The organism is Acidovorax facilis (genome assembly GCF_023913775.1).
Lineage (GTDB): Bacteria > Pseudomonadota > Gammaproteobacteria > Burkholderiales > Burkholderiaceae_C > Acidovorax > Acidovorax facilis.
Genome location: NZ_JAMXAX010000093.1, coordinates 1 through 24,897, shown reverse-complemented (window position 1 = coordinate 24,897; position 24,897 = coordinate 1). Strand labels below are relative to the sequence as shown.

Below are 24,897 nucleotides of genomic sequence, written 5' to 3'. Positions count from 1 at the left end.
ACTTTGCTTTTGCTGCAGTCCCAGGGCTATTGCGTGGCGTTCGCTCTGGCTCAACTGCTGGTAATTCTTCTGTGTCATCTTGGCCTCAATTCTCGGTGTTGCACTTCAGAATTGAGGCCGCCAAGCGCTGGATGCTATTTTTGCTCTCAATCGGTGGCGATGGTGTGGTTGGATGGAATGGCGGATGCCCTGCCAGCCGCCCACCCCTGCAATGGTGTGCAGGGCCTCACACCGGCCGCGCAAACTCCATCACCCAGTTGACTTCCCAGGTGGCCCCACCGTCGTCCGAAAAAGCCTGCTGCCAGCGCGGTGTGCCGGTGTGCATCTGCGACCACTCGAAGCGCACGCGCACGGGGCGGCCCTCGAAGTTCTCCTGGCCTTCGAAGATGCCCACGCCATCGCGAAACCCGCCCACCACGGGCGGATGCAGCAGCCCGGTGGCTGCGTCCACGCCGCCGGTGGTGTTGTCCAGCCAGTAGATGCTCCAGCGCTGTGCCTCAGGGCTGAACACGCGCAGCGCCATGCCCACAAAGCCGGGCTTCCAGGTGGCGGGGATGAAGTCGTCGTAGTTGCCGATGCCGCCGGGCAGCGGCCGCGCGCTGCCGGTGGCGTCGAACACCTCCCAGTCGTTGCAGCCCTGAAGCCGGTGCACCAGGCGCGTGTTGCGGATGTGCCAGGAGCCCATGAGGAAGTCGAAGTCGCGGGCGGCGTGGTGGCCGGTGGTTGGGGTGTTGTCTTGCATGGTGTTCGGTGATGGGGTTGCGTGAGGGGAGACGGATCAGAACGACGATCAGGGCGACGCCATGGCCTCGTTGGGATGAACCCAGCCGGGCAGCGCGCGCAGGGAGTCCAGCCAGCGCGACACATGGGGGATGTCCTCTTCGGCCAGGCCCGCCTCGGGCAGCCAGAAGAGATAGGCCGAGCAGGCGAGGTCTGCGATGCTGGGGCCGGAAGGCACCAGGAACTCCGAGCTTGCGAGTGTTTCGTTCAGCGTGGCCAAGTCTGTGACGGCGCGTTCACGCAGGTACGCCAGAACCTCGGCAGGCTGGGGCGCCCAGCGCAGCGCAAAGCGCAGGTTGGGCACGCTGAAGCCAATGCGGTTCGTCTCCCAGAAAAGCCATTCCAGGATGGCGCTCCCTTCCGCCGCAGCGCCACAGAACGCGCGGGTGCGCTGCGCCAGATGGAGCAGGATGGCATTGGATTGGCAATAGGCGGTGCCGCCATCGACGAGGACCGGCACTTCACCGAAGTGGCTGGCTGCCACAAAGTCCGCGGGGCGCTCGACCCGGGGCGTATCGAGCGCAATCGGCTGGTAGCGGTGCGGGGTGGCAGTCAGTAAAAGCAGCGACCGAACCTTGTACGAGTGGCCGGAACCTGCGGCGCCGTATAGCAGCAGGGAGGCGGGTGTGGACATGGGCTCTTCTCCTTTGCGATCAGGCATGCAACGCCGAGCGCGCCGTGGGCTGCAGCCGGTGCGTCTCGGGCGCCCGGGCCAGCCAGGGGGCAAGCCCCGGGGCTACGTCCCGCGCCCAGGCGCCGCTGTTGGCAAAGGACTGCAGCGCCGCTGCATCGCCAAACAGCGCCAGCCCCAGCAGCACATGCTCGCCCGCGCGCACCGGCAGGCGGGGAAAGGTGTTGGGGCTGGCTTCGGTGCTGTACCAAGCCACCTGGCGCGCGCCGCCGCGCTGCAGCGCGGGGGCCATGCGGTGGCGGCAATAGTCCAGCAAGGCCGGGGTGGCGGGCTCGTGCAGATAGAACACCGTAGCGTCCAGCACACCCGCCGCAGTGCCTGTGGCGCCCGGCGCGGGCCGGGCGTCTTGCGGCAACGTGGACGCCGCCCCGGGCCACGCGGGGCGTAGCAGCAGCACGTTGTCAGAGTCGATCATGGTGGCGTTGGCGGCAGCGCGGTGCGCCGCCCACACGGGGCCGCCGTAGAAGGCTTCGAGCGCGCGGCGGCGTGAGTCCATGTCGGCAAAGCCGCGCAGCCAGACAAACAGGTCGGGCTGATCGAGGTCGCGGAACTGGCCCAGCACGCGCATGCCATGGGCCTCCTGTGTTTCAACGAACTCGCGGTCGAAGAGGTCGATCAGTGCGTCGCGCTGCCCTGGGTGCAGGGTGTATTGGCGCAGTTCGACGATGGGGTGAAGGTCGGCGGTGGGCATGCGGGCTCCGGGTTTGTGGGGGTAAGACAAGGTCAGGATCGGAGTCTGCGCCGCAATACCTGCCAACCCATGGCAGGTATTTGCGCTATCTTTCGCCTTCACCCTAGTACCCCCAGTTACCCCGCACAACCTGCCTGCCCATGCGCGCCAGCCGCCTGTTGTCCCTTCAAATGCTGCTCGAAACCCAGGGCCGCATGAGTGCGCAGGCGCTGGCCGAGGCGCTGGAGGTCTCCGTGCGCACGCTGTACCGCGATGTGGACCAGCTCAGCGCGGCCGGTGTGCCCATCTATGCCGAGCGCGGGCGCAACGGTGGCTTTGCGCTGCTGCCAGGCTGGAAGACCACGCTCACCGGGCTCACGCCTTCCGAGGCGCAGGCCGTGTTCTTGAGCGGCCTGCCCGGGCCCGCGCAGGATCTGGGGCTGGGCGGCGATGTGGAGGGCGCGCGGCTGAAGCTTTTGTCGTCGCTGCCCGCTTCGTGGCGCGAAGACGCCCAGCGCGTGAGCACCCGCCTGCATTTGGACCCGGTGGACTGGTACCGCGAGAGCGACCCCACGCCCCACCTGCCCACCGTGGCCGCTGCGGTGTGGAGCGGTCACCAGATCGCGATGCGCTACGAGAGCTGGGCCGACACGGTGGAGCGTACGGTGAGCCCGCTGGGGCTGGTGCTCAAGGCGGGTGTCTGGTACCTGGTGGCAGGGCCTGCGGGTACGGCAGAAGGCGGACCGCGCACCTACCGCGTGTCGAACATCCGGGCTGCCACGGCGCTGGCCACACCCGTGCGCCGCCCGGCGCGGTTTGACCTGGCCAGCTATTGGGCGCAGTCGATCCAGCGTTTTGAAGCAGGGATCTACACCGGCGAGGCGGCGTTGCTGGCCACACCTGCCGGGCTCAAGGGCCTGCGCGCGCTCAGCAGCGCCGTGGCCCGCGCGGTGGCTGCGGCCCCGCCGCCCCGCCGCAAGGACGGGCGCGTGGCCGTCACCATTCCCATTGAGTCGGTGGAACACGCCTCCGGGCAACTCATGCGGCTGTCTCCGCAGGTGGAGGTGCTACGGCCTGCGGCGTTGCGCCGCGCGCTCATGGAGCGGGTGGTGGCCACGGCGCGCCTGTATGGATTGCCGTGATCTGGGTTGTAAGGGGTTGCTATTAAATTTGCAGCTGTTTGCGCAATGTAGATAAGCGCGAGGGCCTAAAAATATTCTGAAACTGAGCAGGCACTTCACCGCAGACCGTGCCCTGCCACTGCAGCCGCCCTGCCGGTTGGGTAGTGTTGGGGGGTGTTACATGCGCGACACGTGCCCCCACTACCTTCAACAGGCTTTAACAATGGCCTGCGGTGATGCAAACAGTGATGGTGGTGTCGGGGGCGTCCGAGCGGTTCTGGAACCAGACCCCCTTTCGTTCGTATTTGTTCAATGCGTTTTCGCTGCTGCTGCCCTCCGGGGAGCAGTTTGTGATCCGGGCGATGGAAGACGCTGCCACGCGCCTGCCCGAAGGGGCGCCCTTGCAGGAAGAGGTGGCGCAGTTCGTCCGCGAGGAGCGCGCCCACCAGCGCGCGCACCGCTTGTACAACACGCAGTTGGCGGCCCAGGGCTATAACGCCGTGGCCCTGGAGGCGCGCATCGGGCGCGCCGTGCAGGGCCTGGAGCAGGCGCTGGCCTGGAAGGAGCGCCTGGCCCTGGCGGCGGCGCTGGAATACCTGACAGCGCTGATCTCGCGCCAGGCACTGCGCGGTGAGGGCTGGCTGGTTCACAACGCGTGCCGCCAGTCCAGCCTGTGGCGCTGGCACTGCGAAGAAGAGGTGGCGCACCATGGCGTGGCGCTGCGCCTTCTCAATGAGGTGGGCCAGGTGGGCTATGGGCGCCGATTGGGGCTGTATGTGCTGGCGTCCCTGATATTGCTGGGCGATGTGGCGCGCCATACCTGGGACTTCTTTCAGACCGATCGCGCGCAGTGCCGGTTGACCTGGGGTGGTGGTGTCCGGTCTGCGGCGGAGTTTGTGCTGCGGCAGGGCATGGGCCTGGCCCGCATGGCGGTGGGGTGGCTGGGCTACGGGCTGCCGCTGCACCGCCTGGTGCCTGCGCCGCACGCGGGCCGAAACGCAGAGAAGACCCGCATCGAAGTGCGCCCGCTGAAGGCCCGCGACATTCCCCGCCTGCTGGTGCTGGAGCACCGGAAGTGGAGCGACGACCAGGCCGCCAGCGCGCAGGCCATGGCGCAACGCATCGCGGCCCACCCGCAGCTGTGCATGGGGGCGTTCTGCCCGCGCACGGGCGAGGCGCTGGCCTCGCTGTTCCTCAAGCCCATTTCAGCGGCACAGTTGCAAGGCGCCCGCACCTGGGCCGATTGCGCGGAGGTTGGAAGCCAGGACGGGGCACAGCCCAGCCGTGACCTGTTTGGCATCAGTCTGAGCAGCGTCAGCCCGCAAGGGGTGGAGGCGATCTTTGCGTTCTTCTGGCCGCGTGCGCTGAAGGCTGGCTGGCGCCAGATTTACCTGGGCTCGCCCGTGCCGGGCTTGGCCCGCTGGCGCAGGAGCGAGACCCATGCCCCGGTGGAGTCGTACGTCTACGCCACCCGCCGGGGCATGCCGCAAGACCCGCAGCTGCGCTACTACTGGCAAAAGGGCTTCAAGACCATCGTGGCCTGCAAGCCAGACTACTTTCCGCATGCCGCGTCGCTGGACTACGGGGTGGTGGTGCGGGGGCGCATCCCGTTGTCGTCCCTGGCGCCGCTGTGGCGCCATGTGCCGCTGCCCTGGTTGCGGGGGATGCAACGCTGCATGGCCAGGGTGCTGTGATGGCAGACCATGAAAGCGCGTGGGAGCCGTTGGGCGCGCAGGTAGCTTCCGTGGCCGAGGTCGTCGGCCGCCGCGAGCCCTGTGTGTTGCGCCAGCGCGCGGCCCATTGGCCCGCAGTGGCGCAGTGGACCTGGGAGCGCCTGGGGGCGCTGGCCCCCGACCTGCCCGTGCGGCTGGTGCAGGGCAACCGCGAGCTGGGCGCCACCGTGTTCCAGCCTTCCACTCTGGGCGCTTATCTCCAGTCCCTGCAAGGCCCCGCCACCGCCGGCGAAGCGCCGCTGTACCTCAAGGAGTTCAATCTTCTGGGTGCCTTTCCCACGCTGCGCGCCGATGTGCGTCCGCAGGAGCTGTTTCCGCCCGGGGCACTGCACGATGCCCAGACCTGGATCGGCCCCGCAGAGGCCAGAACGGGCTTGCACCACGACTACCTCGACAACCTTGCCGTGCAATTGGTGGGGCGCAAGCGCTTTTATCTGCTGCGCCCCGGGGCGGTGGAGCGGCTGGGTGCCGTTGCCGCCAAGCATGACCACTGGGCGGCCCTGGCTTCACTGAATGCTGATGCCGTGGTGGACCGAGGTGTTGTTGCAGGCGACGCCTGGGTGGTGGACCTGGAGCCCGGGGACGTGCTCTATGTGCCCGCGCGCTGGTGGCATGAAGTGGTGAACCACACCCCCAGCGTGTTGCTGACCGGTTTTTTTGGCACCCGCACGACGGTGTACGCGCAGTGGGCGTGGCGCCAGGCTGTGCAGGGGGCGCACTTGGCGGGCCTGTGGCGACGTGGGCATTGCACCTGCCATCCGGCGCGGGTTTAGAGCGGCTCACAAAACTCCCCTGGCGTCGTTGTTCCGTCTTGTCGTACCGCTTGTACTGCCTGCGACGGAACGCCTAGCCAGGGCCGCTGCGCTGAGTTTTGTGAGCCGCTCTTAGATCCCCCGCTCCACCATGTCCAGCAGCCGCTGCCCCAGCCCGTCCAGCAGGGGCTGCGGCGTGCCGCGCAGTGGCCCGTCAATGCTGAGCAGCGCCATACCGTGCACGGTGGACCATGCCAGGTACTCCGCGCCGGGGCGGCGCTCGGGTGGCAGGGCGCCAGCGGTGACCAGGTCATCCAGCGCGGCGCTCAGGTGCTGAAAAGGATTGAGGCCCGTGGCGCCGCCCATGGCCGGGTCGGGATGGGTCTGCACGGTGAAGCGGCCTCCGAACGCGGTGCGGAACAGGCCCGTTTCTGCATGCGCAAACCGCATGTAGCCTGCGCCCACGGCGCGCACCTTGGCGTGGGCCTGTTCGGTGCGGGTGCCTGTGGTGGGTACCTGGGCCAGTTCGGCCTCCATGAAGTGCGCGGCAGCGGCCACGGCGGCGGCCCGCACTGCGGCCAGCAAATCGTCGCGGTTGGCAAAGTGGCGATAGGCCGCGTTGGGCGCCACACCCGCGCGGCGTGTGGCCTCGCGCAGCACCACGGCGTCGGGGCCACCCTGTCGGGCCAGCTCAATGCCGGCGTCCAGCAGCGCGCGCCGCAGGTCGCCATGGCGGTAGGTGGCGCGCGGGGCGGGGCCTGCGCTGGCAGTCTTGGCAGAGCTAGCGGGGGGGGCGTTGCGATTGGTTACGGGCATGGCGGACTTGGATGTGGACACTGTCCATTATCTTTGCTATTGTTTGTGGACGGTGTTCACAATGAGGTGGGCACTTTCTTTTTTTATGACCCTCCCAGGCCTTCATGGGATGAACGGCCTGGTTTGCAAGGAGACCCCATGAAAGTCGAGTCCTACCTGATGTTTGAAGGCCGTTGCGAAGAAGCGCTGGACTTTTACCGCAGCGCCCTGGGCGCCAAGGTTGGCACCCTCATGCGCTACAAGGACAACCCTGAGCCCGCAGCAGGACAGGGTTGCGCCGACGGCAGCGGCCCAGGCCCCACGCCCGAGATGGTCATGCACGCCGAATTCACCTTGGGCGAGACGACGCTGATGGCATCGGACGGCATGGGGTCGGGCAAGGCCAGCTTCCAGGGCATCTCGCTGGCGCTGAGCCCCGCGAGCGAAGCGGAGGCCCAGCGCCTGTTCAATGCGCTGGCCGACGGTGGCCAGGTGCAGATGCCGCTGGCCAAGACCTTCTTCTCGCAGGCCTTCGGCATGGTGGCCGACCGCTTTGGCGTGCCGTGGATGGTGGTGGCGCCCGAATGAGCGAAGCGCACCAGAGCCCCAACACAGGTACGGCCATGCTCGCCCTCTATGGACACCCTTTCTCGTCGTACACCCAGAAGGTGCTGACTGCGCTGTATGAAAACGGGACTCCCTTTGAATTGCGCAATCTCGACCCCGCTGCGCCGGGCAACCATGCGCCCGAATGGCTGCGCCGCTGGCCGTTGGCAAAGTTTCCGCTTCTGGTGGATGGCGATCACACGGTGGTGGAGAGCAGCATCGTGATCGAGCACCTGCAGATGGCCCACCCGGGGCCTGTGCAGCTGATACCGGCCGACCCTGCAGCGGCGTTGCAGGTGCGGTTCATGGACCGGTTCTTTGACCTGCACGTGATGGCGCCCGTCCAGCACGCGGTGAACGCTGCGTTGACTGGCGACCCCGCCAAGCGCGTTGACGGCGTGGCCTGGGCCGCTGACAAGCTGGAGAAGGCCTATGCATGGCTGGAAGGCGAATGGGCCCGCCGCACCTGGGCTGCGGGCGACGGCTTCACGATGGCCGACTGCGCTGCGGCGCCCGCGCTGTTCTATGCCGATTGGACGCACCCCATTGCCGCCAACTACCCCCTGCTGCGCGCCTACCGCGCGCGACTGCTGGCGCGACCCTCATTTGCGCAAGCCGTGGAGGGCGGCCGCCCCTACCGCCACTACTTTCCGCTCGGGGCGCCAGACCGTGATTGACGGGATCGATCCCCCAGGTTGACTGAATTGCCAAACCCCAACCACCAAGGAGACCGAAATGATGAATGCCGAACCCCACGCCATGCACCGCTGGCTGCAGCAGCTGATTGGCGACTGGACCAGCGACGCCAACTGCGACGCTCCACCCGGCGAGTCCGGCGCGCCCGCTCAAGAGCAATCCCCGGCTCAGAGCATGTGCGCGCCCTGGGCGACCTGTGGGTGCTGTGCGAAGGCACGGGCACCATGCCCGGCGGGGGCGAAGCCCACATGCTGATGACGCTAGGCTACGACCCCGAGAAGAGCGTGTTTCGCGGCACCTGGGTGGGCTCGATGATGACCCACATGTTCGTGTACGAAGGCACGCTCGATGCCGACCAGAAGGTGCTGACCCTGGAGACCGAAGGCCCGAGCTTCAAGGACGACGGCAAGACCGCCCGCTACCGCGACGTGATCACGCTGGTGAGCGCAAACGAACGCACCTTGACATCGTTCGGGCTGCAGCCGGATGGCAGCTGGTCGCAGATGATGCAGGCAACGTACTGGCGCAAGTGATGGGGCGAGCCCCGGTCCGCGTCCACCGAACGAATACGTGGCGCCCACAGGCGGGCGCATCCCATGGTCAACCTCACAGGAGTCAAGCTATGTCCTACATCGATGGTTTCGTGATCGCGGTTCCCACCGCCAACAAGCAGAAGTTCATTGAGCACGCGCGCCATTTCGACGCGATGTTCATCGAGCTGGGCGCGATCCGTGTGATCGAAGGTTGGGGCGACGACGTCCCCGACGGCAAAGTCACCGATTTCCGCCGCGCGGTCCAGGCCACCGCCGAGGAGACGGTGGCCTTTTCGTGGGTCGAATGGCCCGACAAAGCCACGCGCGACGCGGGCATGAAGAAGATGATGGAAGACCCGCGCATGGACCCGTCCCAACCCGGCAACCCTCCCATGCCCTTTGATGGCAAACGCATGATCTTCGGCGGCTTCGAGCAGGTGGTGGAGGTGAAGGCTTGAACAGCTGTTGACTTCGCGCAGACCGCGCCCGCTTCGCGGAGCAGCGCCTTCCCACCGCACGCCTTCTCGGTGCAGTGCGCAAGCTGGCAACGGAATGTCACGTTGCAAGCTGCGCAATGCGAATTGGTTTCCTGCTCACGTGGTCGGCTTTGGGCTGCAAAGAGCCCTAAGCAGCCGGTGGACGAAACGACCCCAAAGCTGCCGTTGACTGCTGGCTTGCCGTCCAAACCGCGCTGTCTCAGTGCCCGGTGCCTGCCTACTGGCAAGCTATAGTTTGCCGAATTGATGTTTGCCGGGTTTGGCGGAAATTTTATACCTGTGCTGTTAGACAGCGCACTGACCGCAAGCCCAATCTGCAAGCCACTTCCCGGAGGAATCCGTGTCCAGAATATCCCGCAAGGTCCACGTTATTTCGCTAGGTTTGCGGGATACATCACGTTAGGCAGCATCACTTGGCAGCCCATGGATATCGAGGAATTACCGCTCATTGACGCACTCCGGGGGTTGGCAATGCTCCAGCAGGAGTTCCTCCGTCTTGCGCTCTACGTCGCATCTCAGGGTCCTGCTACTTTTGAAGAGGAAAGGCTGGTGTGCAGTCTCGGCGACAGCCAGCGGCGCATTAGCACGTATCTAGCGATGGGAGCGGGCCAATCCCTCGAAACATTGCTTCGCATGGCAAAGCTTCGTGGCATTCCCGTTCGAGATGCGTATCCGGTTGCCCGTTCAGCATTCGAGTCCTTTCTAAACGCCAGCTATCTTCTTGCTGAGTCCGATGAAGTCGCATCGCGGGCTATCCGTTATATCGACTACGCCGCTTGGAAACATTTCAATAGAAAGAGAGGAAGCGGAGAGTTTTCTCTGGAGATTCGCTCAGACGCCGATCCGCAGGCGACCCTTGCGGAGACGTTTCCTGAGTTCAGCGGAAAAGGCAAAGGCAGTTGGACGAATCTTGACGTTCCCAGCCGCATCAGAATGGTGGGAGAGCTTGCGGGCCGCCGCGCGGCATCACGCCTGCTCGCGGCCGATTTCCTCATCTACAGCCTTTCGTCAGAAATTATTCATGGCTCGCCCTTCGGAGTGAGTTACTTTTTTTCAGATCATCAGACGGGTGAGCGAACTACCGACGGATTTAGGGCCGCCGCAGTATGCCAACTTGAAGAAATCTTGATCGGTGTGCTTCACGCTGGTTGCGGTTACCTTGCGGCGTTCTTTGGGCAGCAGGATATGCAAGCACCGTTGAAGACAGAAGAAAAAATCTTCAATCGGCTCTTAGAGTTGAGCACCAAACCGTCCGACGCATTTCCGCCAGCTTCACAACATATTGCTGATGGTGAAGGTGCATGACGAAATTCTGCCTAACCAATCATTCCACCGGACCTGCGCGAAAAGCCGCGCAGTCCGGTGAATTCAAACGTTAAACCTCATGATGGAACGAACCGACATTTCCGAGGCTGGAAATACGCTGGCGCCTGCACTAGCTGTTCTTCGTGGAATGGGATACGACGTTAAGCGCGAGTCCGGAAATGAAGGCTGGTACGCGGCGATCAGTAGTCGTTGTAGCCTTAGAGCGGAAGACCCACTTGCGCTGCTTGGCTTGGCGAAGCTCTACGAGGCAAGGGGCGCCAAGTGGCAGCCTAGCGACGAGGAAGTGTCAGCACTTCTCGCGTCGGAGGGCTGACATGAGGTTTAACAGGTCGTTCGTTTGGGACGGCTGCGCCGCCCCACAATTTCAACGTTAAATTGCTCCATGGTCTATCTCGACTGTTCAGGCGTTCGCTTCGGGTCACAACTTGACGAAAAGCATCTATTTCAATGGGCGGCGGAGATCGCATGCTTTGTTCTCTGGGAGCAAGACACTCTTGTCGTGAAGTCGCGTCGAATTTCCGAAGAATCGTTGCGCGACTTGCTTGCACTTTTCTGGCGCTACAACATCCCAATGAGACAGTTGGCCCAGTTTAGAAACTCGGCCAATGAGGCGTGGTTTGCCGCGCCAATCATGTACTGGCACAAAAAGGTGTTCGCCCCGCAACTTAATCTGCCGCCCAATGCGGACGCCCCTGCGGGTCGCCGGGTAGCTCCACGTTAGACCGCGCGATGGGACCTGAGATCCTCGTTTACTTTGTGGCGGCATTGGGCTTGGCTGCCTTCCTAAGGCTTTGCATCCACTCGGCGAGGCAGGCGACGCGCGTTTACGCGTTGCCTACCCTGCTCGCTTCGACCGCAGCGGCACTTGCCCTATCGAATTCTGTCCCGGCCGCGCACTTTGCAATATGGTTCTTGCTGTACTTCGTCCCGTGTGCCGCCGTGTTCACAGGCTTAGCCGTGCTGATTCGCTGGGTGGTAGGCGCAACTTCGAAGTGGAGGAAAACTGATGCTGGGCGCGACGCGGTCTAACTGATGGCGCAATGCCGATGCGTGCCGGTCAACTCCAAAACGTTGAGAGTACGCTTTCGCCAGCCGCGACCGGCTGCTTCTGGCCGGAATCGCCGGTTCGAACGCTCAAACCAGGGGCCGTGCAAACGCATTTCGCAATCGCCTAGACAGTCTCCGATGCTCACTGTCCTGCCCGCCGCATCGCACTGTTCCACCCACAGCACTTCTGCTCAGGCACCATAGGCTCCATATTCCACAGGCATACCGCCCGATCATGGCGGTGCACAACATGAGGAGCCCCCGTATGTCGTTGTCCACACCTGCTGCAGCAAGCACCGCTCTGGTGCCCATCGTGCGCGCCCAGCTGCTCGGTCCGCAGTGGCCCACTCTCGACCCGTTTCTTTTCTGCGCCCACCACGACGATGCCTACCCCGCAGGCAACGCAGCGTTCGGCCCTGCCGTACCGATTGAAGACCGCCAGATCGGCAGCGACTTCAGCGGCAAGGACGGCTGGAGCATGTACCACGGCGACACCGTGCCGGGCTTTCCGGGCCACCCGCACCGGGGTTTTGAGACGGTGACGCTGGTGCGCAAGGGCCTCATCGACCATTCCGATTCGCTGGGCGCAGCCGCGCGTTTTGGCGGTGGCGATGTGCAGTGGGTCACCGCCGGCAAGGGCATCGTGCATTCGGAGATGTTCCCGCTGCTCAACGCCACCGAGCCCAACCCGCTCGAACTCTTTCAGATCTGGCTGAACCTTCCTGCCAAGAACAAGATGGTGGCGCCGCACTTCACCATGCTGTGGAACGAGCGCATCCCGCGCCTGGTGCACCACGACGCTGCAGGCCGCGCCACCACGGTGACAGTGGTGGCCGGTGCGCTGCCCGGCGCCCCCGATCCGCTGTCGCCACCGCCCGAATCCTGGGCCTCGCAGCCCGAAGGCGATGTGGCGATCTGGACGCTGCACCTGGAGCCTGGCGCTGAATGGACACTGCCTGCGGCGAAGGGGGAGACCACGCAGCGCATGCTGTACTTCTTTGTGGGCGACAGCCTGCGCGTCGGCCCGCAGGACGTGGACCGCCACGCCGCGCTGCAGGTGCGGGCCACCGAGGACTGGACCCTGACCAACACCGGTACCACCGCCGTCGAATGCCTGGTGCTGCAGGGCCGCCCCATTGGCGAGCCCGTGGCGCAGTACGGCCCGTTTGTGATGAACACGCAGTCGGAGATCATGCAGGCCATGAACGACTACCGCCGCACCCAGTTCGGCGGCTGGCCTTGGCCCGACCAGGACCCGGTGCATGGCACCGAGGCACGGCGGTTTGCGCGGTATCCGGGACAGGCGGAAGAAGAGCGGCCGGCAGAGGCGACGGCTGGCGCGTAAGCCGGGGCGGCGCGCCCCGCCCCCGAGGTGCCCGGCGGCCACCGGGCGCCTCGTGGACAATGCACGCTTTTAGCGCAAGCAGATACCACCATGGCCACCACCATCACCAAAGACACCGCCGTCACCATCACGTACAAGGTCACTACACCGCAGGGCAAGCCGCTGGACGCGGGCAGCCTGTCATACCTGCACGGCGGCTATGAAAACATCTTCCCCAAGGTAGAAGCCGCCCTCGAAGGCCAGGCCGTCGGCTTCACCACCGCGCTGGACCTGGCCGTGGAAGACGCCTTCGGCGCCCGCGACGAAAGCCTGGTGCGCACCATCCCCAAGACCGAGTTCCCCCCGGGCGTGAAGGTGGGCGGCCAGCTGCAGGGCATGGGCACTGACGGCCAGCCCGCCCTGTTCAACGTCGTCAAGATCAAGGGCCCCGAAGTGCACCTGGACGGCAACCACCCGCTGGCCGGGCAGGCGCTGAAGTTCAGCTGCAAGGTCACCGAAGTGCGCGCTGCCAGTGCTGAAGAAATTGCACACCGGCATGTGCACGGGGCGCACGGACACCAGCACTGATCACGACAGATTGCTACACGGCCCCCAGCACCGTCGCAATCCCCTGCCCGCCGCCTATGCACTGCGTTGCCAGCGCATAGCGGCCCTTCTCCCGCTGCAGCAGCGCCGCCGCCTTGCCGGTGATGCGCGCACCTGTCGCGCCCAGCGGATGGCCGATGGCCAGGCCGCCACCGTCCAGGTTGATCGCGTCCTCGCGCAGGCCCAGTTCGCGGATGCAGGCCAGGGCCTGTGATCCAAACGCTTCGTTGATTTCCACCACATCCAGGTCCTGCGCCGCAATGCCTGCGCGCGCGAGTGCCTTGCGCGTAGCGGGCACCGGGCCCATGCCCATGTAGGCGGGGTCTACGCCCGCAGTCGCCATCGCCAGGATGCGCGCCAGCGGCGCCAGGCCGTGGCGGGTGGCATACGCCTCGGTGGTGACCAGCACGGCCACGGCGCCGTCGGTCAATGGCGAAGAGGTGCCTGCGGTGACCACGCCATCGTCCCTGAACGCAGGGCGCAGCGCGGCCAGGGCCTCGGGCGTGGTGCCGGGGCGGATGCAGCCGTCCTGCGCCACCACATCGCCGGATGCGAGTGTGATGGGCTCGATCTCGGCCTGCAGCCGCCCGGCGTCGCGCGCGGCGGCGGCCTTGCGGTGCGATGCCACGGCCATTGCCTCCTGGTCGGCACGCGTCACCGCGTAGCGTTGCGCCACGTTCTCGGCCGTCTCGCCCATGCTGATGTAGGCGTCGCTGTGTTCGTACAGCGCGGGGTGGGGCGAGAAGTTGAAGCCGCCCTGCGGCACCATGGTCATCGACTCGACGCCGATGCACAGGTATGCCTCGCCCAGGCCCGCCTCGATCTGCGCGGCGGCGATGTGGATGGCTGACATGGACGAGCCGCAGAAGCGGTTGACCGTCATTCCGCCCAGCTCGTGCGGCAGGCCCGCGAGCAGCGACACGATGCGCGCGATGTTGTTGCCCTGCGCCGCCTCGGGGTAGGCGCAGCCGGCAATCACGTCTTCGAGTGTGGAGGGGTCAATGCCGGTGCGCTGCAGCAGGCCGGTGACCACCTGCGCGGCCAGGGTGTCAGGGCGCATGTCGGCCAGCGCGCCCTTGCGCGCAAAGTGAAAGGGCGAGCGGGCATAGGCGGTGATCAGGGCTTTCATGGCGATGCCTTTCGGAGGTGACGTTTGGTGGGGTGGGTTGCGGGTTAGGCGACAGCGGCGGCCAGGTAGCGGCGTGCCGGGTCGCGCAGCGACAGGAAGGGGCCCAGCGCGCGGCGGGCGTCTTCCAGTGCGGTCCATTCATGCACGGCTTCTAGCGACGGGATGGTCACCTCTTCACCCTGGTCCAGGCCTGCCAGCGCTGCGTCCACCATGGTGTCCACATCCATCAGCATCTCTTGCGGCAGGTGGGCGATGGGTGTGCCCGCGCGATCCCAGATCTCCGTGCGTGTAGCGCCCGGCAGCACAGCCTGCACGCGCACGCCATGGCGGCCCAGTTCGGCCTGCAGTGACTTGGAGAGGTTGAGCACATAGGCCTTGGTGCCGCTGTAGGTACCGCTGAACATCTCGGGCACCAGCGCCAGCACCGATGCGATGTTGATCAGCGTGCCCGCCTTGCGTGCTGCAAACCCCTTGGCCACGGCCGCTGCAAGCCGCGTGGGCGCCACCACGTTGAGCGCAATCATGCGTTCCACCGCATCGATGTCGGACTCGAGGAACGTGCCGCTCACGGCCATGCCGGCGTTGTTGAGCAGCAAGGTGACGCTGGCGTCCGACTGCAGGCGCTGCTCCACGCGGGCCCGGTCGGCGGGGTTGGTCAGGTCGGCCTGCAGCACCTCGGTGCGCACGCCGGTCTCGCGGGCCAGGCGGTCGGCCAGAACCGTCAGGCGTGCAGCGTCGCGGGCCACCAGCACCAGGTCATAGCCGCGCCGGGCCAGGCGGTCGGCATACACCGCCCCTATGCCGGACGATGCGCCGGTGACAACAGCAGTGCCCAGGGAGGGCATAGAGGTGCGGGATGAATGGGATGCAGCAGTGGACATGAAAGGCTCCTGAAGAAAACAGAAAAAGGCGAAAGATGTTTTACATGATGATCATCATGTTTGAATTATATGACGAGCATCATTTAAAATGTAAAGCAGGTGATTTCAGGCAGCGCAGCAAACAAGGGGAATGCGATGAAAGTCAGCAAGGAACAGATGGCAGAAAACCGCGAGCGCATCCTGGAGATGGCCGCGCAGCTGTTCCGTGAGAAAGGTTTCGATGGCATTGGCGTGGCCGACCTCATGAAGAGCGCGGGGCTGACGCATGGCGGCTTCTATGGCCACTTTGCATCCAAGGACGACCTCATGGCGCAGGCCACCGAACGCGCGCTGGGCAAGCTGCACACCGCTTGGGCTGCGCTGGCGCGCGACGCTGCACACAACGGGCAAGACCCGCTGGGAGCGGTGGAAGCCGCCTACCTGTCAGCCCGACATCGCGACGCGCCCGGCCACGGCTGCCTGCTGGCCGCGCTGGGCAGCGACGCCGCGCGCCAGGGCCCCGCCGTGCGGCAGGCCGTGACCGATGGGGTGCAAAAACAGGTGGACGCCCTGGCTACGCTGATGCCCGGCCGCACCAAGGCGGCCAAACGCCAGCGCGCGCTGGCCGACTACGCGAGCATGGTCGGCGCCATGGTGCTGGCGCGCGCGGTGGACGATCCGGACTTTTCGGACGAGATCCTGCAGGCCACGGCGGCGGCGCTGCGCGTCTGTGCACCACCTGCAGCTTGAGACCCTGGAGGGCTGTTCATGTGATCGCGGCTGAGAAAGCGGCGCGATCGGCCTGCATGTCAGGTGGCGTAGTCAGGGCGCGGTGGGCGTGGCTGGGGTGGCCGCAGTGGGCGAGGACGTTGGCGCGGCGTCCACCTTGCGCCGGGGGACGAACTGCTCGTCGAGCAGCGCCTCGATGCGGGCAAAGATCTCGTGGCGCGAGAACGGCTTCTTCATGAAGTCGTCTGCACCGATGCGGTTGGCGTAGAACTGCTCGGTGGCATGCTCGTTGCCGCTGATCATGATCACGGGGATGTGCTGCGAAGCGGGCAATTTGCGGATCGCGCGCAGCGCGTTGAACCCGTTCATGCCCGGCAGGATGATGTCGAGGAAGATCAGTTCGGGCGCTTCCTCTGCGATCAGGGCGAGGCCCTGCTCGGCGTCGAGCGCCTCGCGGGTGTCATAGCCTGCAGATCGAAGTGCCTTGCGCAGCACGGCCACAACAGTCGGCGAGTCGTCAATGATCAGCACCGTGGTGCCCTTGCGGGCGTTGACGCGTTTGCGCTGGCGGCGTTCCACGGGTGCCGCTGGTGGGACGGCGGGGGCTTCGGGCTTCCCCGTCGGTTTGCGCACACTGCCCAGAAGCCGGTCGAAGATGCTCATGGTGCTGTCTCGTTTCTTTCGTTCTTGGATGGCGGGCGGCGGGTCATTGCGTTCGCTGGGTTCCAGCGGATGGCCGCTGAATGGGTGAGTGACGGGCGCGTTCGCACATCTCGTGTCCACAGGGCGCAAGTATTCCAGATGCGGCCGCCGCTCCGGGCGGCGTGTTCCGTGTCATGGTGAAAGAGCGGGCGACGGTCCCATCCCAGTCGAACAATGCCGCCCCGCAAAAACTTCAAAATTGATAGCTGCCGGCGCTTGATAGATAAGCGCTAGAGGCCAAAAATAATCGAAGTATGGCCTGTCACTGCGCACCGCCGCGCACCAGCCCACGCCCGCGCAGCACCGGCTCTGCCGCCAGCCGCTCGCGCGCAAACTCCACAAACGCGCGCACCTTGGCCGGTGCCCGCCGCCCGGCGGGGTAGACGATGTGCACGGGCACGGGCGGCAGTTCGTGCTCGGCCAGCACGATGCGCAGCCGCCCCGCGCGCAGGCTGGCGGCGGCCTGGTAGGCCAGGCAGCGCGTGAGGCCCAGGCCTGCTTCGGCAGCGGCGATGTCCACCTCGTTGCTGTTGCTGATCCACGCAAACTGCGGCTGGCCCGTGGCGCCGTCCTTGAACTTCCAGGGCGTCACAGCCCGCGCGTCGAACGAGAAGCCGATGGCGCGGTGCGCGGCCAGCTCGTCGGGGTGCCGGGGCTCGCCGTGTTGCGCCAGGTAGGCGGGTGACGCCACCACCAGGCGGCGCAGTGCGCCCACCTGCACCGCAGTGAGGCCCGAGTCGGGCAGGTGCGCGATGCGGATGGCCACGTCCATGCCTTCATCAAGCAAATGCACCAGCCGGTTGACGAACAGCGTGCGCACCTGCACACGCGGCTGGGCGTGCAAAAAGCCCTGCACGATGGGCGCCACATGCTGGATGCCGAACATCTGCGGTGCGGTGATGGACAGCAGCCCCTGGGCCTCGGCCTGTGCACCGCTGGCTGCCTGCTCGGCCTCGTGCAGGTCGTTCAGGATGGGGCGGCAGTCTTGCAAAAAGCGCTCGCCCGCTTCGGTCAGCCGCACCAAACGCGTACTGCGCTGGAACAGCAGCACACCCAGCCGCGCCTCCAGCGCCGCAATGGCACGCGTGACAGCCGTGGCCGAGCAGCCCAGCCGCCGCCCTGCCACGGCAAAGCCGCCGGCATCGGCCACGGTCACAAAACAGCGCAGGGTGTCGAGGTAGTCCATGCGAGCCATTATTGCGGATGCCGCAATTATGAAAAGCGGTGACTGGTTATTCACATCGCGGTTTGCAATAGCTATCGTCGAGCCATCTTTTCACTCACCCACCGACGAGGCCTCACCATGTTCCCCACCACCCCGCTCCAGCTGTACCGCATGCCCATCTCGGGCCATTGCCATCGTGTGGAGCTGATGCTGTCCCTGCTCGGCCTGCCCTATGTGCTGATCGATGTGAACCTGCTGCGCGGCGAACACCAGCGCGCGGAGTTTTTGGCACTCAACCCGCTGGGCCAGGTGCCGTGCTGGTAGACGCGGGCCAGGTGCTGAGTGACAGCAATGGCATCCTGGTTTATCTGGTGCAGCGCTACGCCCCCGGCAGTGCCTGGCTGCCACAAGACGCCGTGGGGCAGGCGCAGCTGCAGCGCTGGTTCAGTTTGGCGGCGGGCTTTCTGGCGCCGGGCATTGGGGGGCCGCGCTTTGCGACGTTGACGGGCCGTGCCGTGAACGAGGTGGCGCAGGCCACCGGCAAGCGCCTGCTCGCCTTCATGGAGGACGAACTGCAGGGGCGGGCCTGGTTGCTCGGGGGCTCAGCGCCCAGCCTGGCCGATGTGGCCATGGTCAGCTACACCTCGCAGGCCCATCTCGCAGGGCTGCCGCTGGATGCCTACCCGCGCATTGCGGCCTGGGTGGCGCGCATGCAGGCCTTGCCGGGCTACCCGGTGCTGGCCGACCAGCTGCCCACTGCCGAGCAGGTGGCGGCATGACAGCCACCGTGCCCGCTGCACCGGTTGGGGTGCCGGTGCCGCCCGAGGCATTCCACCCCGGTGAGCAGGCCTTGCAGGCGCGCGTGGGCGTGCGCGAGCGCATGGCGGCCGTGGGTGCCATGGTGTTGCGCGACCACATGCCCGACCAGCACCGCGAGCTGTTTGAAAAGCTGCCCACCTTGCTGCTGGGGACGTTGGATGAACAAGGCCAGCCGTGGGCCACGATGCTCGCTGGCCCACCTGGGTTTGTGCACACCCCCGATGCGCAGCGCATGCAGATCGCGACCGCGCCGGATACCCAGGACCCGGTGCTCACACACCTGGCGCCAGGCGCTGCCGTGGGCGTGCTGGGGCTGGAGCCGCACACGCGGCGGCGCAACCGCATGAACGGGCGGGTGGCAGCGTTTGGCGATACCGGCCTGGACGTGCGGGTGGTGCAGAGCTTTGGCAACTGCCCCAAATACATCCAGGCGCGGGAGCCAGGCCTGCGCGCTGCGCTGGCCGCTCCGGGCCCGGTGCAGTGGCTGGGCGCCGGACTGGACGCCGCCGCCATCGAGCGCGTGCAGCGTGCCGACACCCTGTTCATCGCCAGTGCCTCGGCGCCACGCCCTGGTGCCGGCCACAGCGAAGGCGTGGATGTATCGCACCGGGGCGGCGAGCCGGGCTTTGTGCAGGTGGCGCACACGGCGGCCGGCGTGGTGCTGAGCCTGCCGGACTACCCGGGCAACCAGTTCTTCAACACCCTGGGCAACCTGGCCCTGCACCCGCTGGCAGGCTTGCTGGTGGTGGACTATGAAGAGGGCGGTTTGCTGCACATTGCCGCACAGGCCGAGGTGCTGTGGGACCGCGCAGCGCGTGCTGCCTGGCCCGGCGCACAGCGTGTGCTGCGCCTCACGGTGCTGCGCGCCCTGTGGCGGCCGCAGGTGCTGCCGTGGCGCTGGACACCGCCGGTGTCGGCCCCTCAGTTCCGGGTGATGCGCGAGGCGGCGCTGGACTGAGTGGGGCACCACCAGCGGGCCGCGCACGGGGTGCCGTTGTCCCCGCGATGCGCCTGCGCGGCACGGTGGCCTCGGCCTCCACCATCTTGGCGCTGCGCTCGTGCGCTGTCTGCGCCAGCTCGGTGATGAGCGCGGCCTCGGGCAGGTTGTGCCAGTAGCGCGTGGGCATCTCCTTCTTCATCATGGCCAGCTTGAGCCGCGCGGGGTTGAAGATGTGGCGGTAGTAGGTGAGCCACAGCGCCTCGCCCGCGTCGGGCGGCGGCGCGTCGCTGCGCTGCGCGCCGGGGCCGGTGTGCAGCTGCTGGCCGTCCCAGCGCACGCTGGCGTCGGGGGTGAGGATGGCCCAGCGCATTTGCGTGAAGCGGCGGATGAAGAAGCCCGCGTTGGCCACGGTGATGTAGTGGTCGGGCTCGAACCAGGCCATGTGCAGGGTCTGGCCATCGGGTTCCACCACGGGCCGAAAGCGCACAAAGGCGTGCATCTTGTGGATATCCCGCCGCACGCTGCGGACCATGTGGTGGGCCAACATGCGGTCGGCGTCCAGCGGGTCGTGCCGCGCGGCGTCGGCTTCATGGCCGCCCTGCGCCATGCGCCACAGCAGGCGGTACATCAGCGCAAAGCGGGCCGGGTCGCGGTGCAGGATGAGCTGCTCGCACAGGTGCACAAAGTCGGGCGGTACGCGCAGCGGCGGCGCATCGGGGGCTGGGCTGGGCAAGGTGTGGCTGGCAGCAGGCTCGGGCGCGAACAGGTCTTCAGCGGCATCCGCCTGGCAGCGCCAGTCCACAGCCTGCGGAGGCACGTTGGCTTGCACCAGGGCGCGTGCCGCTTGGCGAAAACCGGGCCAGTCGGTGGCGTGGTCCAGCGTGATGGTGTGGCGCTGCATGCGGGCCTCTCCAGCTCAGAACAGGCTGCGCTGCTCCGGCGGCGGCGTCAACTGCGCGGCGAGGTCGGCAGCGTCCAGCGCACGGCCGGGGCGGTAGTCGGCCGCCTCCACAAAGGGCAGCACTTTCCTGAGCGACACATGCAGCCGCGCCAGGTCCGCATGCCGCAGGCGGCGCACGCGGCGCGCGGCCAGCAGGCGGTCCACCGTCTGCACACCAAACCCGGGCACGCGCAGCAGCAGTTCGCGCGGGGCGGTGTTCAGGTTGACCGGAAAGCGCTCGCGGTGCGCCAGGGCCCAGGCCAGCTTGGGGTCCACGTCCAGCGCCAGCATGCCCTGCTGAGATGTCGGCACGATCTCGTCGTGGGTGAAGCCATAAAAGCGCATCAGCCAGTCGGCCTGGTACAGCCGGTGCTCGCGCACCGTGGGCGCCGCGGCCAGTGGCAGCGCGCGGGCCGCGTCGGGGATGGGGCTGAAGGCCGAGTAGTACACGCGCCGCAGCCGGTGCACGCCGTACAGCCGCGCGCTGGTGGCGAGGATGGTGCGGTCGTTGGTCGTATCCGCCCCCACGATCATCTGCGTGCTCTGCCCGCCGGGCGCAAAGTGCGGCACGCTGGCGCGGCGCGTGGTGCGCGATTGCGGCATGGACACGATGGGCAGTGCAGCCTGCTCCTTGCGCGCGGCGCGGGATTCTCCAATGTGCACCGCCATGCGGGCCATGGAGCGGTCGATGGCGGCGCTGTCTTTTTCTGGCGCCAGGGCCGTGAGGCCTTCGGCCGTGGGCAGCTCGATGTTGATGGACAGGCGGTCCGCATAGCGGCCTGCGCGCTCCATCAGCTCCGGCGCTGCATCGGGAATGGTCTTCAGATGGATGTAGCCGCGAAAGTCGTGCTCTTCGCGCAGCACGCGGGCCACCTCCACCACCTGCTCCATCGTGTAGTCGGGGCTCTGGATGATGCCGCTGGACAGGAACAGCCCCTCGATGCAATTGCGGCGGTAAAAATCCAGCGTGAGCTGCACCACCTCATCCACCGTGAAGCGCGCGCGGGGCACGTTGCTGGTCACGCGGTTCACGCAGTACAGGCAGTCGTACTGGCAGAAGTTGGTGAGCAGAATCTTGAGCAGCGAGATGCAGCGACCGTCAGGCGCGTAGCTGTGGCAGATGCCCATGCCTTCGGTGGACCCCATGCCGCGCCCGCCCACCGAGTCGCGCGGCGCAGCACCGCTGGATGCACACGAGGCGTCGTACTTGGCGGCGTCGGCCAGGATGGCGAGTTTGGACTGTAAATTCACTGGATGAATTTACAGTATTTCGGATGCCTTACACCATCCTGGGGGGAATTGGGGAAAGGTGGATACTCCTGAATTGATAGCTGCTTGCGCTTTATGGATGAGCGCTAGCAGCCAAAAATGCTTGAAATCGACGAGGTCAGACCGTTTCCAGTGCCATGACTGCGGTCGCCGTGTTCGAGATTGGGATGTGGTAGTTGCTATGCACCCGCCGCACGCCCGCGCTGGCGGTGGACAGCGCTCCGCGCATGGCCAGCCACATCAGCAGCTCCACGCCCTGGGTGCCGGTCTTTTCCACCAGCTCGTGCACGCTGAACTGCGTGGCCCATTCGGGGTTGGTGGTCAGGCTTTCGATGAACTGCAGGTCAAACGCCTTGTTGATGAAGCCTGCGCGCTCGCCGTCGAGCTGGTGACTCAGCCCGCCCGAGGCGATCACCGCCACCTTCTTGTCGCTGTCCCAGCTCTGGATCGCCTGGCCCACGGCCTTGCCCAGCGCGTAGCAGCGCTTGGCCGAGGGCAGCGGAAACTGCACGGTGTTGATGCACACAGGGACCACCGTCACCGGGCAATCGCCCTCGGGCCAGAAGAGCTTGAGCGGCAGCGTGCAGGCGTGGTCCACCAGCATCTCCTGGCAGGTGGTCACGTCAAACTCCTGCTCGACCAGCGTGTTGATGAGGTGCCACGACAAATCAACCTCGCCCTGGAAGGGCGGCAGCGTGGGGATGCCCCAGCCCTCGTCGGCATTGTTGTACTGGGCCGCTGCGCCCACGGCAAAGGTGGGCATCTTGTCGAGAAAGAAGTTCAGGCCGTGGTCGTTGTAGAACATCACCACCACGTCGGGCTTCTTCTCGCCCAGCCACTGGCGGATGGGCGGAAAGCCGTCGAAGAAGGGCTTCCAGTAGGGCTCGTTCTGCAGGCCTTTGTGAATGGCGTTGCCAATGGCCGGAATGTGCGAGGTGCCGAGGCCGCCGATGAGTTGTGCCATGGGTTTGTCTCCTTATTTGCCCGCGGCCACGAGCTTGGCCTTGAATTCGTCTTTGGTCATGCCCGTCTGCTGCGCGCCGATGTCCTGCATGTCCAGCTTGAAGATGCCCGCGAACTTGGCCAGGTAGTAGGCGTTGCCGCCTGCGGCAATCAGCTGCAACACGTTCTTGGCGCGGATGGCGGCGGCCTGCTGCTCGTTCAGGCCGTATTGCTTCATGTACGCCTCTTCGTCGGCCACAAAGGCCTTGCGGTTGGCCTCGTCGTTGAACGAAAAGCACATCTTGTTCAGCGCATAGCCCTTGCGGGCCTGGTCGCCATCGAACGGCGTGGTGCCGGGGATCGGGGGCAGTGGGGAAGGCATGGAAGTCTCCGGGGCTTGATGTAAGTCAGCCCGCAGTGTCGCGACGCCATTGCCAAAGATGAAGCCTCAAAACATCATCGAATGCATGAGCAATTTCGATGGATCAGCGCTGGACGGACACCTGCTGAAGCTGCTGCTGGCCGTGCTGGAGACGGGCAGCATCACGGCGGCGGCTGATCGCCTGGGCGTCACCCAGTCGGCCGTGAGCCACCTGCTCGACAAGCTGCGCGCCATTACCGGCGACCCGCTTTTTGTGAAGCGCGGGCGTGGCATCGTGCCCACCGCCCGGGCCGAGGCCATGGCCCAGCCCGCGCGTGACATGCTGCACCAGATGCAGCGGTTTGCCCAAGGGGCCGAGTTTGACCCGAGCGCCTGGCAGACCGAGCTGACCATCGCCGCCAACGACTTTCAGCGCGACCTGCTTTTGCCCGCGCTGGCCGCGCGCCTGCGCACTGCCGCACTGGGCGTCACGCTGCGCATCGTGCCCAGCGGCGCGCCCAGTGCCGAGCTGCTGCGGTCTGACGCGTGCCAACTGGTCATCAGCCCCCGCCCGCCCGAGGGCACCGACATCGTGCAGAAGCGTCTGTTTGAAGACCAATACCGCGTGTTCTATGACCCGGCCGTGCGCAGCGCTCCGGCCTCAGAGGCGGAGTACCTGGCGGCGGACCACGCCACGGTGGCTTACGAGGCGCACCGGGGGCTGGAACTGGACCGGCAACTGGAAGCACGTGGCGTGCGCCGCCGCCTGGTGGTGCGCGTGCCGGGCTTTGCCGCGCTGCCCGCGTTTGTGCGGGGCACATCGCTGCTCACTACAGCGCCGTCGCTGATGGGGCGCACCGCGTTGGCCGCGCTGGCGGGCGTGCCGGTGCCCGTGGCCTGCCCCAGTCTGCCCATGTACCTGATCTGGCATGTGCGCTACCAGCAAGACGCGGCACACCGCTGGCTGCGGGCGCAGCTGCAAGATGTCTTGGCCGCTGTGTTGCCTGTGGAAGGAGCCTGACCCGCAGGGTCAGTCGCGCTGCCGTGACAGCGCCTTGCGCAGCCGCCGCGCCGCCCGTTCCCGCAACGAAGGCACGGGGCGCAGCACCGGCCGTGGGTGGGCCTTGGCCTGTTCGCAGGCCGCCAGAAAGTCATTCAGGATGGCCGTGTCGTCCAGCGTGTCTGAACCCTGCTTGTGGAACTCCGGGTGCCATTGCGTGGCGGCGATGTAGCCGCGCCCCGGCGCGGGCTTGAGGCGAATCGCCTCGGGCACGCCGTCGGGCTCGCTCAGGGCCTCGACCACAAACTCGGGCGCCACTCGCTTGATGCCCTGGTGGTGAATGCTGTTGACCCGAGCGCGTGGCGTGTTGGGGTACAGCGTGGCCAGGTGCGAGTCGGGCAGGATGTGGATGTCGTGAAAGTGCTGGTCGTAGGTGCTGGCGTTGCGGTGCTGCTGCGCACCGGGGTGCTGGGTCTCGATGTCCTGGTACAGCGCGCCGCCAAAGGCCACGTTGATGAGCTGCAGGCCCCGGCACACGCCAAAGATGGGCTTGCCCACCTGGGCAAAGGCTTTCACCACGGCCAGGTCGTACAGGTCGCGCACGCGGTCGCCCACCCACTCCTCGCGCAGGGGCTCCTCGCCATAGTTGCCCGGCCACACGTCGGCTCCACCGTGCATCACGATGCCGTCGAGCCACTCGGCATAGTGGTCCAGCGTCACGTCGCCGCGTGCCGTCTCGCCCGTGGGGCAGGGCACCATCACCACCATGGCACCGGCCGACATGAGCCAGTGGGCGATGGACTGCTCGACGTACTGCAGCGTCTTGCCAGTGAACAACGGGCGGGCGGGGTCGGCGTGTTGAAA

General features: G+C 66.2%; 29 protein-coding genes. 16 read left to right on the top strand and 13 right to left on the bottom strand.

Going from position 1 to position 24,897, the window contains the following annotated elements:
• Positions 1 to 226: 226 nt before the first annotated feature.
• The 3 genes from NFX52_RS21130 to NFX52_RS21120 are packed head-to-tail and all read right to left on the bottom strand — an operon-like array spanning position 227 to position 2,162.
• Complete coding sequence (locus NFX52_RS21130) at positions 227 to 742, bottom strand: hypothetical protein (protein ID WP_055397634.1); 516 nt, start codon at positions 740 to 742, stop codon at positions 227 to 229.
• Positions 743 to 790: 48 nt separating this feature from the next.
• Entirely contained in the window at positions 791 to 1,414 is a 624-nt protein-coding gene (locus tag NFX52_RS21125; protein WP_055397636.1) for a glutathione S-transferase family protein, read from the bottom strand.
• A 19-nt stretch (positions 1,415 to 1,433) separates the two neighbouring features.
• Entirely contained in the window at positions 1,434 to 2,162 is a 729-nt protein-coding gene (locus NFX52_RS21120) for an NIPSNAP family protein (protein ID WP_055397645.1), read from the bottom strand.
• Positions 2,163 to 2,302: 140 nt separating this feature from the next.
• On the opposite strand from NFX52_RS21120, the gene NFX52_RS21115 reads away from it, so the two are divergent.
• The 3 genes from NFX52_RS21115 to NFX52_RS21105 all read left to right on the top strand — a co-directional run bounded on the left by NFX52_RS21115 (position 2,303) and on the right by NFX52_RS21105 (position 5,768).
• Positions 2,303 to 3,283 carry a helix-turn-helix transcriptional regulator gene (locus NFX52_RS21115; protein WP_055397654.1) on the top strand — a complete coding sequence of 327 codons (981 nt, stop codon included), beginning with the start codon at positions 2,303 to 2,305 and terminating at the stop codon, positions 3,281 to 3,283.
• Between the two features lie 215 nt (positions 3,284 to 3,498).
• Positions 3,499 to 4,956, top strand: a complete 1,458-nt coding sequence (locus tag NFX52_RS21110) for a metal-dependent hydrolase (protein ID WP_082437407.1) — start codon at positions 3,499 to 3,501, stop codon at positions 4,954 to 4,956.
• Positions 4,956 to 5,768: a cupin-like domain-containing protein gene (locus NFX52_RS21105; RefSeq protein ID WP_055397662.1), complete on the top strand. Its 813-nt coding sequence runs from the start codon at positions 4,956 to 4,958 to the stop codon at positions 5,766 to 5,768. Before NFX52_RS21110 ends, NFX52_RS21105 begins: the two co-directional genes overlap by 1 nt.
• A gap of 111 nt (positions 5,769 to 5,879) precedes the next feature.
• Here NFX52_RS21105 and NFX52_RS21100 read toward each other — a convergent pair whose 3' ends face one another.
• Positions 5,880 to 6,563 (bottom strand): TetR/AcrR family transcriptional regulator, encoded by a 684-nt coding sequence (locus NFX52_RS21100; protein WP_055397669.1) that lies wholly within the window; start codon positions 6,561 to 6,563, stop codon positions 5,880 to 5,882.
• 138 nt (positions 6,564 to 6,701) lie between these two features.
• Between NFX52_RS21100 and NFX52_RS21095 the strand changes: the two genes are divergently transcribed.
• The 8 genes from NFX52_RS21095 to NFX52_RS21060 all read left to right on the top strand — a co-directional run bounded on the left by NFX52_RS21095 (position 6,702) and on the right by NFX52_RS21060 (position 13,159).
• Positions 6,702 to 7,130, top strand: coding sequence for a VOC family protein (locus tag NFX52_RS21095; protein ID WP_055397673.1), 429 nt, complete (start codon positions 6,702 to 6,704; stop codon positions 7,128 to 7,130).
• Between the two features lie 35 nt (positions 7,131 to 7,165).
• Positions 7,166 to 7,825 (top strand): glutathione S-transferase family protein, encoded by a 660-nt coding sequence (locus NFX52_RS21090; protein WP_055397775.1) that lies wholly within the window; start codon positions 7,166 to 7,168, stop codon positions 7,823 to 7,825.
• Positions 7,826 to 8,020: 195 nt separating this feature from the next.
• Positions 8,021 to 8,377, top strand: coding sequence for a DUF1579 domain-containing protein (locus NFX52_RS21085; RefSeq protein WP_238385577.1), 357 nt, complete (start codon positions 8,021 to 8,023; stop codon positions 8,375 to 8,377).
• Between the two features lie 89 nt (positions 8,378 to 8,466).
• The gene (locus tag NFX52_RS21080; RefSeq protein ID WP_055397674.1) at positions 8,467 to 8,835 is read left to right on the top strand and encodes a DUF1428 domain-containing protein; all 369 of its coding nucleotides are present in this window, start codon (positions 8,467 to 8,469) and stop codon (positions 8,833 to 8,835) included.
• A 462-nt stretch (positions 8,836 to 9,297) separates the two neighbouring features.
• On the top strand, positions 9,298 to 10,179 hold the full coding sequence (locus NFX52_RS21075; RefSeq protein ID WP_055397675.1) for a DUF5677 domain-containing protein: 882 nt from the start codon (positions 9,298 to 9,300) through the stop codon (positions 10,177 to 10,179).
• Between the two features lie 403 nt (positions 10,180 to 10,582).
• Positions 10,583 to 10,921, top strand: coding sequence for a hypothetical protein (locus tag NFX52_RS21070; RefSeq protein ID WP_055397677.1), 339 nt, complete (start codon positions 10,583 to 10,585; stop codon positions 10,919 to 10,921).
• Between the two features lie 591 nt (positions 10,922 to 11,512).
• Positions 11,513 to 12,592 carry a pirin family protein gene (locus NFX52_RS21065; protein WP_055397680.1) on the top strand — a complete coding sequence of 360 codons (1,080 nt, stop codon included), beginning with the start codon at positions 11,513 to 11,515 and terminating at the stop codon, positions 12,590 to 12,592.
• A gap of 90 nt (positions 12,593 to 12,682) precedes the next feature.
• On the top strand, positions 12,683 to 13,159 hold the full coding sequence (locus NFX52_RS21060) for an FKBP-type peptidyl-prolyl cis-trans isomerase (RefSeq protein WP_055397684.1): 477 nt from the start codon (positions 12,683 to 12,685) through the stop codon (positions 13,157 to 13,159).
• Positions 13,160 to 13,172: 13 nt separating this feature from the next.
• Here the strand turns inward: NFX52_RS21060 and NFX52_RS21055 are convergent, their stop codons facing one another.
• Together NFX52_RS21055 and NFX52_RS21050 are read right to left on the bottom strand one after the other, a co-directional pair.
• Positions 13,173 to 14,306: a thiolase family protein gene (locus NFX52_RS21055; RefSeq protein ID WP_207402084.1), complete on the bottom strand. Its 1,134-nt coding sequence runs from the start codon at positions 14,304 to 14,306 to the stop codon at positions 13,173 to 13,175.
• Between the two features lie 44 nt (positions 14,307 to 14,350).
• Positions 14,351 to 15,187, bottom strand: a complete 837-nt coding sequence (locus NFX52_RS21050; protein ID WP_055397686.1) for an SDR family NAD(P)-dependent oxidoreductase — start codon at positions 15,185 to 15,187, stop codon at positions 14,351 to 14,353.
• A gap of 135 nt (positions 15,188 to 15,322) precedes the next feature.
• Here NFX52_RS21050 and NFX52_RS21045 point away from each other — a divergent pair, with 135 nt between their 5' ends.
• Entirely contained in the window at positions 15,323 to 15,916 is a 594-nt protein-coding gene (locus NFX52_RS21045) for a TetR/AcrR family transcriptional regulator (RefSeq protein ID WP_055397691.1), read from the top strand.
• A 72-nt stretch (positions 15,917 to 15,988) separates the two neighbouring features.
• On the opposite strand, the gene NFX52_RS21040 is transcribed toward NFX52_RS21045, so the two are convergent.
• Positions 15,989 to 16,558, bottom strand: a complete 570-nt coding sequence (locus NFX52_RS21040) for a response regulator (RefSeq protein ID WP_055397698.1) — start codon at positions 16,556 to 16,558, stop codon at positions 15,989 to 15,991.
• A 301-nt stretch (positions 16,559 to 16,859) separates the two neighbouring features.
• Positions 16,860 to 17,783, bottom strand: coding sequence for a LysR family transcriptional regulator (locus NFX52_RS21035; RefSeq protein ID WP_055397706.1), 924 nt, complete (start codon positions 17,781 to 17,783; stop codon positions 16,860 to 16,862).
• A gap of 117 nt (positions 17,784 to 17,900) precedes the next feature.
• Between NFX52_RS21035 and NFX52_RS21030 the strand changes: the two genes are divergently transcribed.
• Genes NFX52_RS21030 through NFX52_RS21020 form a run of 3 tightly spaced genes read left to right on the top strand, consistent with a single transcriptional unit; the run spans position 17,901 to position 19,539 of the window.
• Positions 17,901 to 18,086, top strand: coding sequence for a glutathione S-transferase N-terminal domain-containing protein (locus NFX52_RS21030; RefSeq protein WP_238385578.1), 186 nt, complete (start codon positions 17,901 to 17,903; stop codon positions 18,084 to 18,086).
• Positions 18,077 to 18,541 (top strand): glutathione S-transferase family protein, encoded by a 465-nt coding sequence (locus NFX52_RS21025; protein WP_238385579.1) that lies wholly within the window; start codon positions 18,077 to 18,079, stop codon positions 18,539 to 18,541. The genes NFX52_RS21030 and NFX52_RS21025 overlap by 10 nt, the downstream gene beginning before the upstream one ends.
• Positions 18,538 to 19,539 carry a pyridoxamine 5'-phosphate oxidase family protein gene (locus NFX52_RS21020; protein ID WP_055397715.1) on the top strand — a complete coding sequence of 334 codons (1,002 nt, stop codon included), beginning with the start codon at positions 18,538 to 18,540 and terminating at the stop codon, positions 19,537 to 19,539. The genes NFX52_RS21025 and NFX52_RS21020 overlap by 4 nt, the downstream gene beginning before the upstream one ends.
• Here the strand turns inward: NFX52_RS21020 and NFX52_RS21015 are convergent.
• The 4 genes from NFX52_RS21015 to NFX52_RS21000 form a co-directional block, all read right to left on the bottom strand.
• Positions 19,433 to 20,422, bottom strand: a complete 990-nt coding sequence (locus NFX52_RS21015) for a TIGR03915 family putative DNA repair protein (RefSeq protein WP_238385580.1) — start codon at positions 20,420 to 20,422, stop codon at positions 19,433 to 19,435. The genes NFX52_RS21020 and NFX52_RS21015 overlap by 107 nt on opposite strands.
• Before the next feature lie 15 nt (positions 20,423 to 20,437).
• A complete protein-coding gene (locus NFX52_RS21010; RefSeq protein WP_055397726.1) occupies positions 20,438 to 21,712 on the bottom strand; it encodes a putative DNA modification/repair radical SAM protein in 1,275 nt (424 codons plus the stop codon).
• A 136-nt stretch (positions 21,713 to 21,848) separates the two neighbouring features.
• Positions 21,849 to 22,694, bottom strand: a complete 846-nt coding sequence (locus NFX52_RS21005; protein ID WP_055397735.1) for a class III extradiol dioxygenase family protein — start codon at positions 22,692 to 22,694, stop codon at positions 21,849 to 21,851.
• Positions 22,695 to 22,706: 12 nt separating this feature from the next.
• Positions 22,707 to 23,054, bottom strand: a complete 348-nt coding sequence (locus tag NFX52_RS21000; protein ID WP_055397743.1) for a protocatechuate 4,5-dioxygenase subunit alpha — start codon at positions 23,052 to 23,054, stop codon at positions 22,707 to 22,709.
• 58 nt (positions 23,055 to 23,112) lie between these two features.
• Here NFX52_RS21000 and NFX52_RS20995 point away from each other — a divergent pair, with 58 nt between their 5' ends.
• Positions 23,113 to 24,054, top strand: coding sequence for a LysR family transcriptional regulator (locus tag NFX52_RS20995; protein WP_055397750.1), 942 nt, complete (start codon positions 23,113 to 23,115; stop codon positions 24,052 to 24,054).
• A 9-nt stretch (positions 24,055 to 24,063) separates the two neighbouring features.
• On the opposite strand, the gene NFX52_RS20990 is transcribed toward NFX52_RS20995, so the two are convergent.
• Positions 24,064 to 24,897 (bottom strand): gamma-glutamyl-gamma-aminobutyrate hydrolase family protein (locus tag NFX52_RS20990; protein WP_252635802.1); only part of this gene is annotated, 834 nt, incomplete at its 5' end.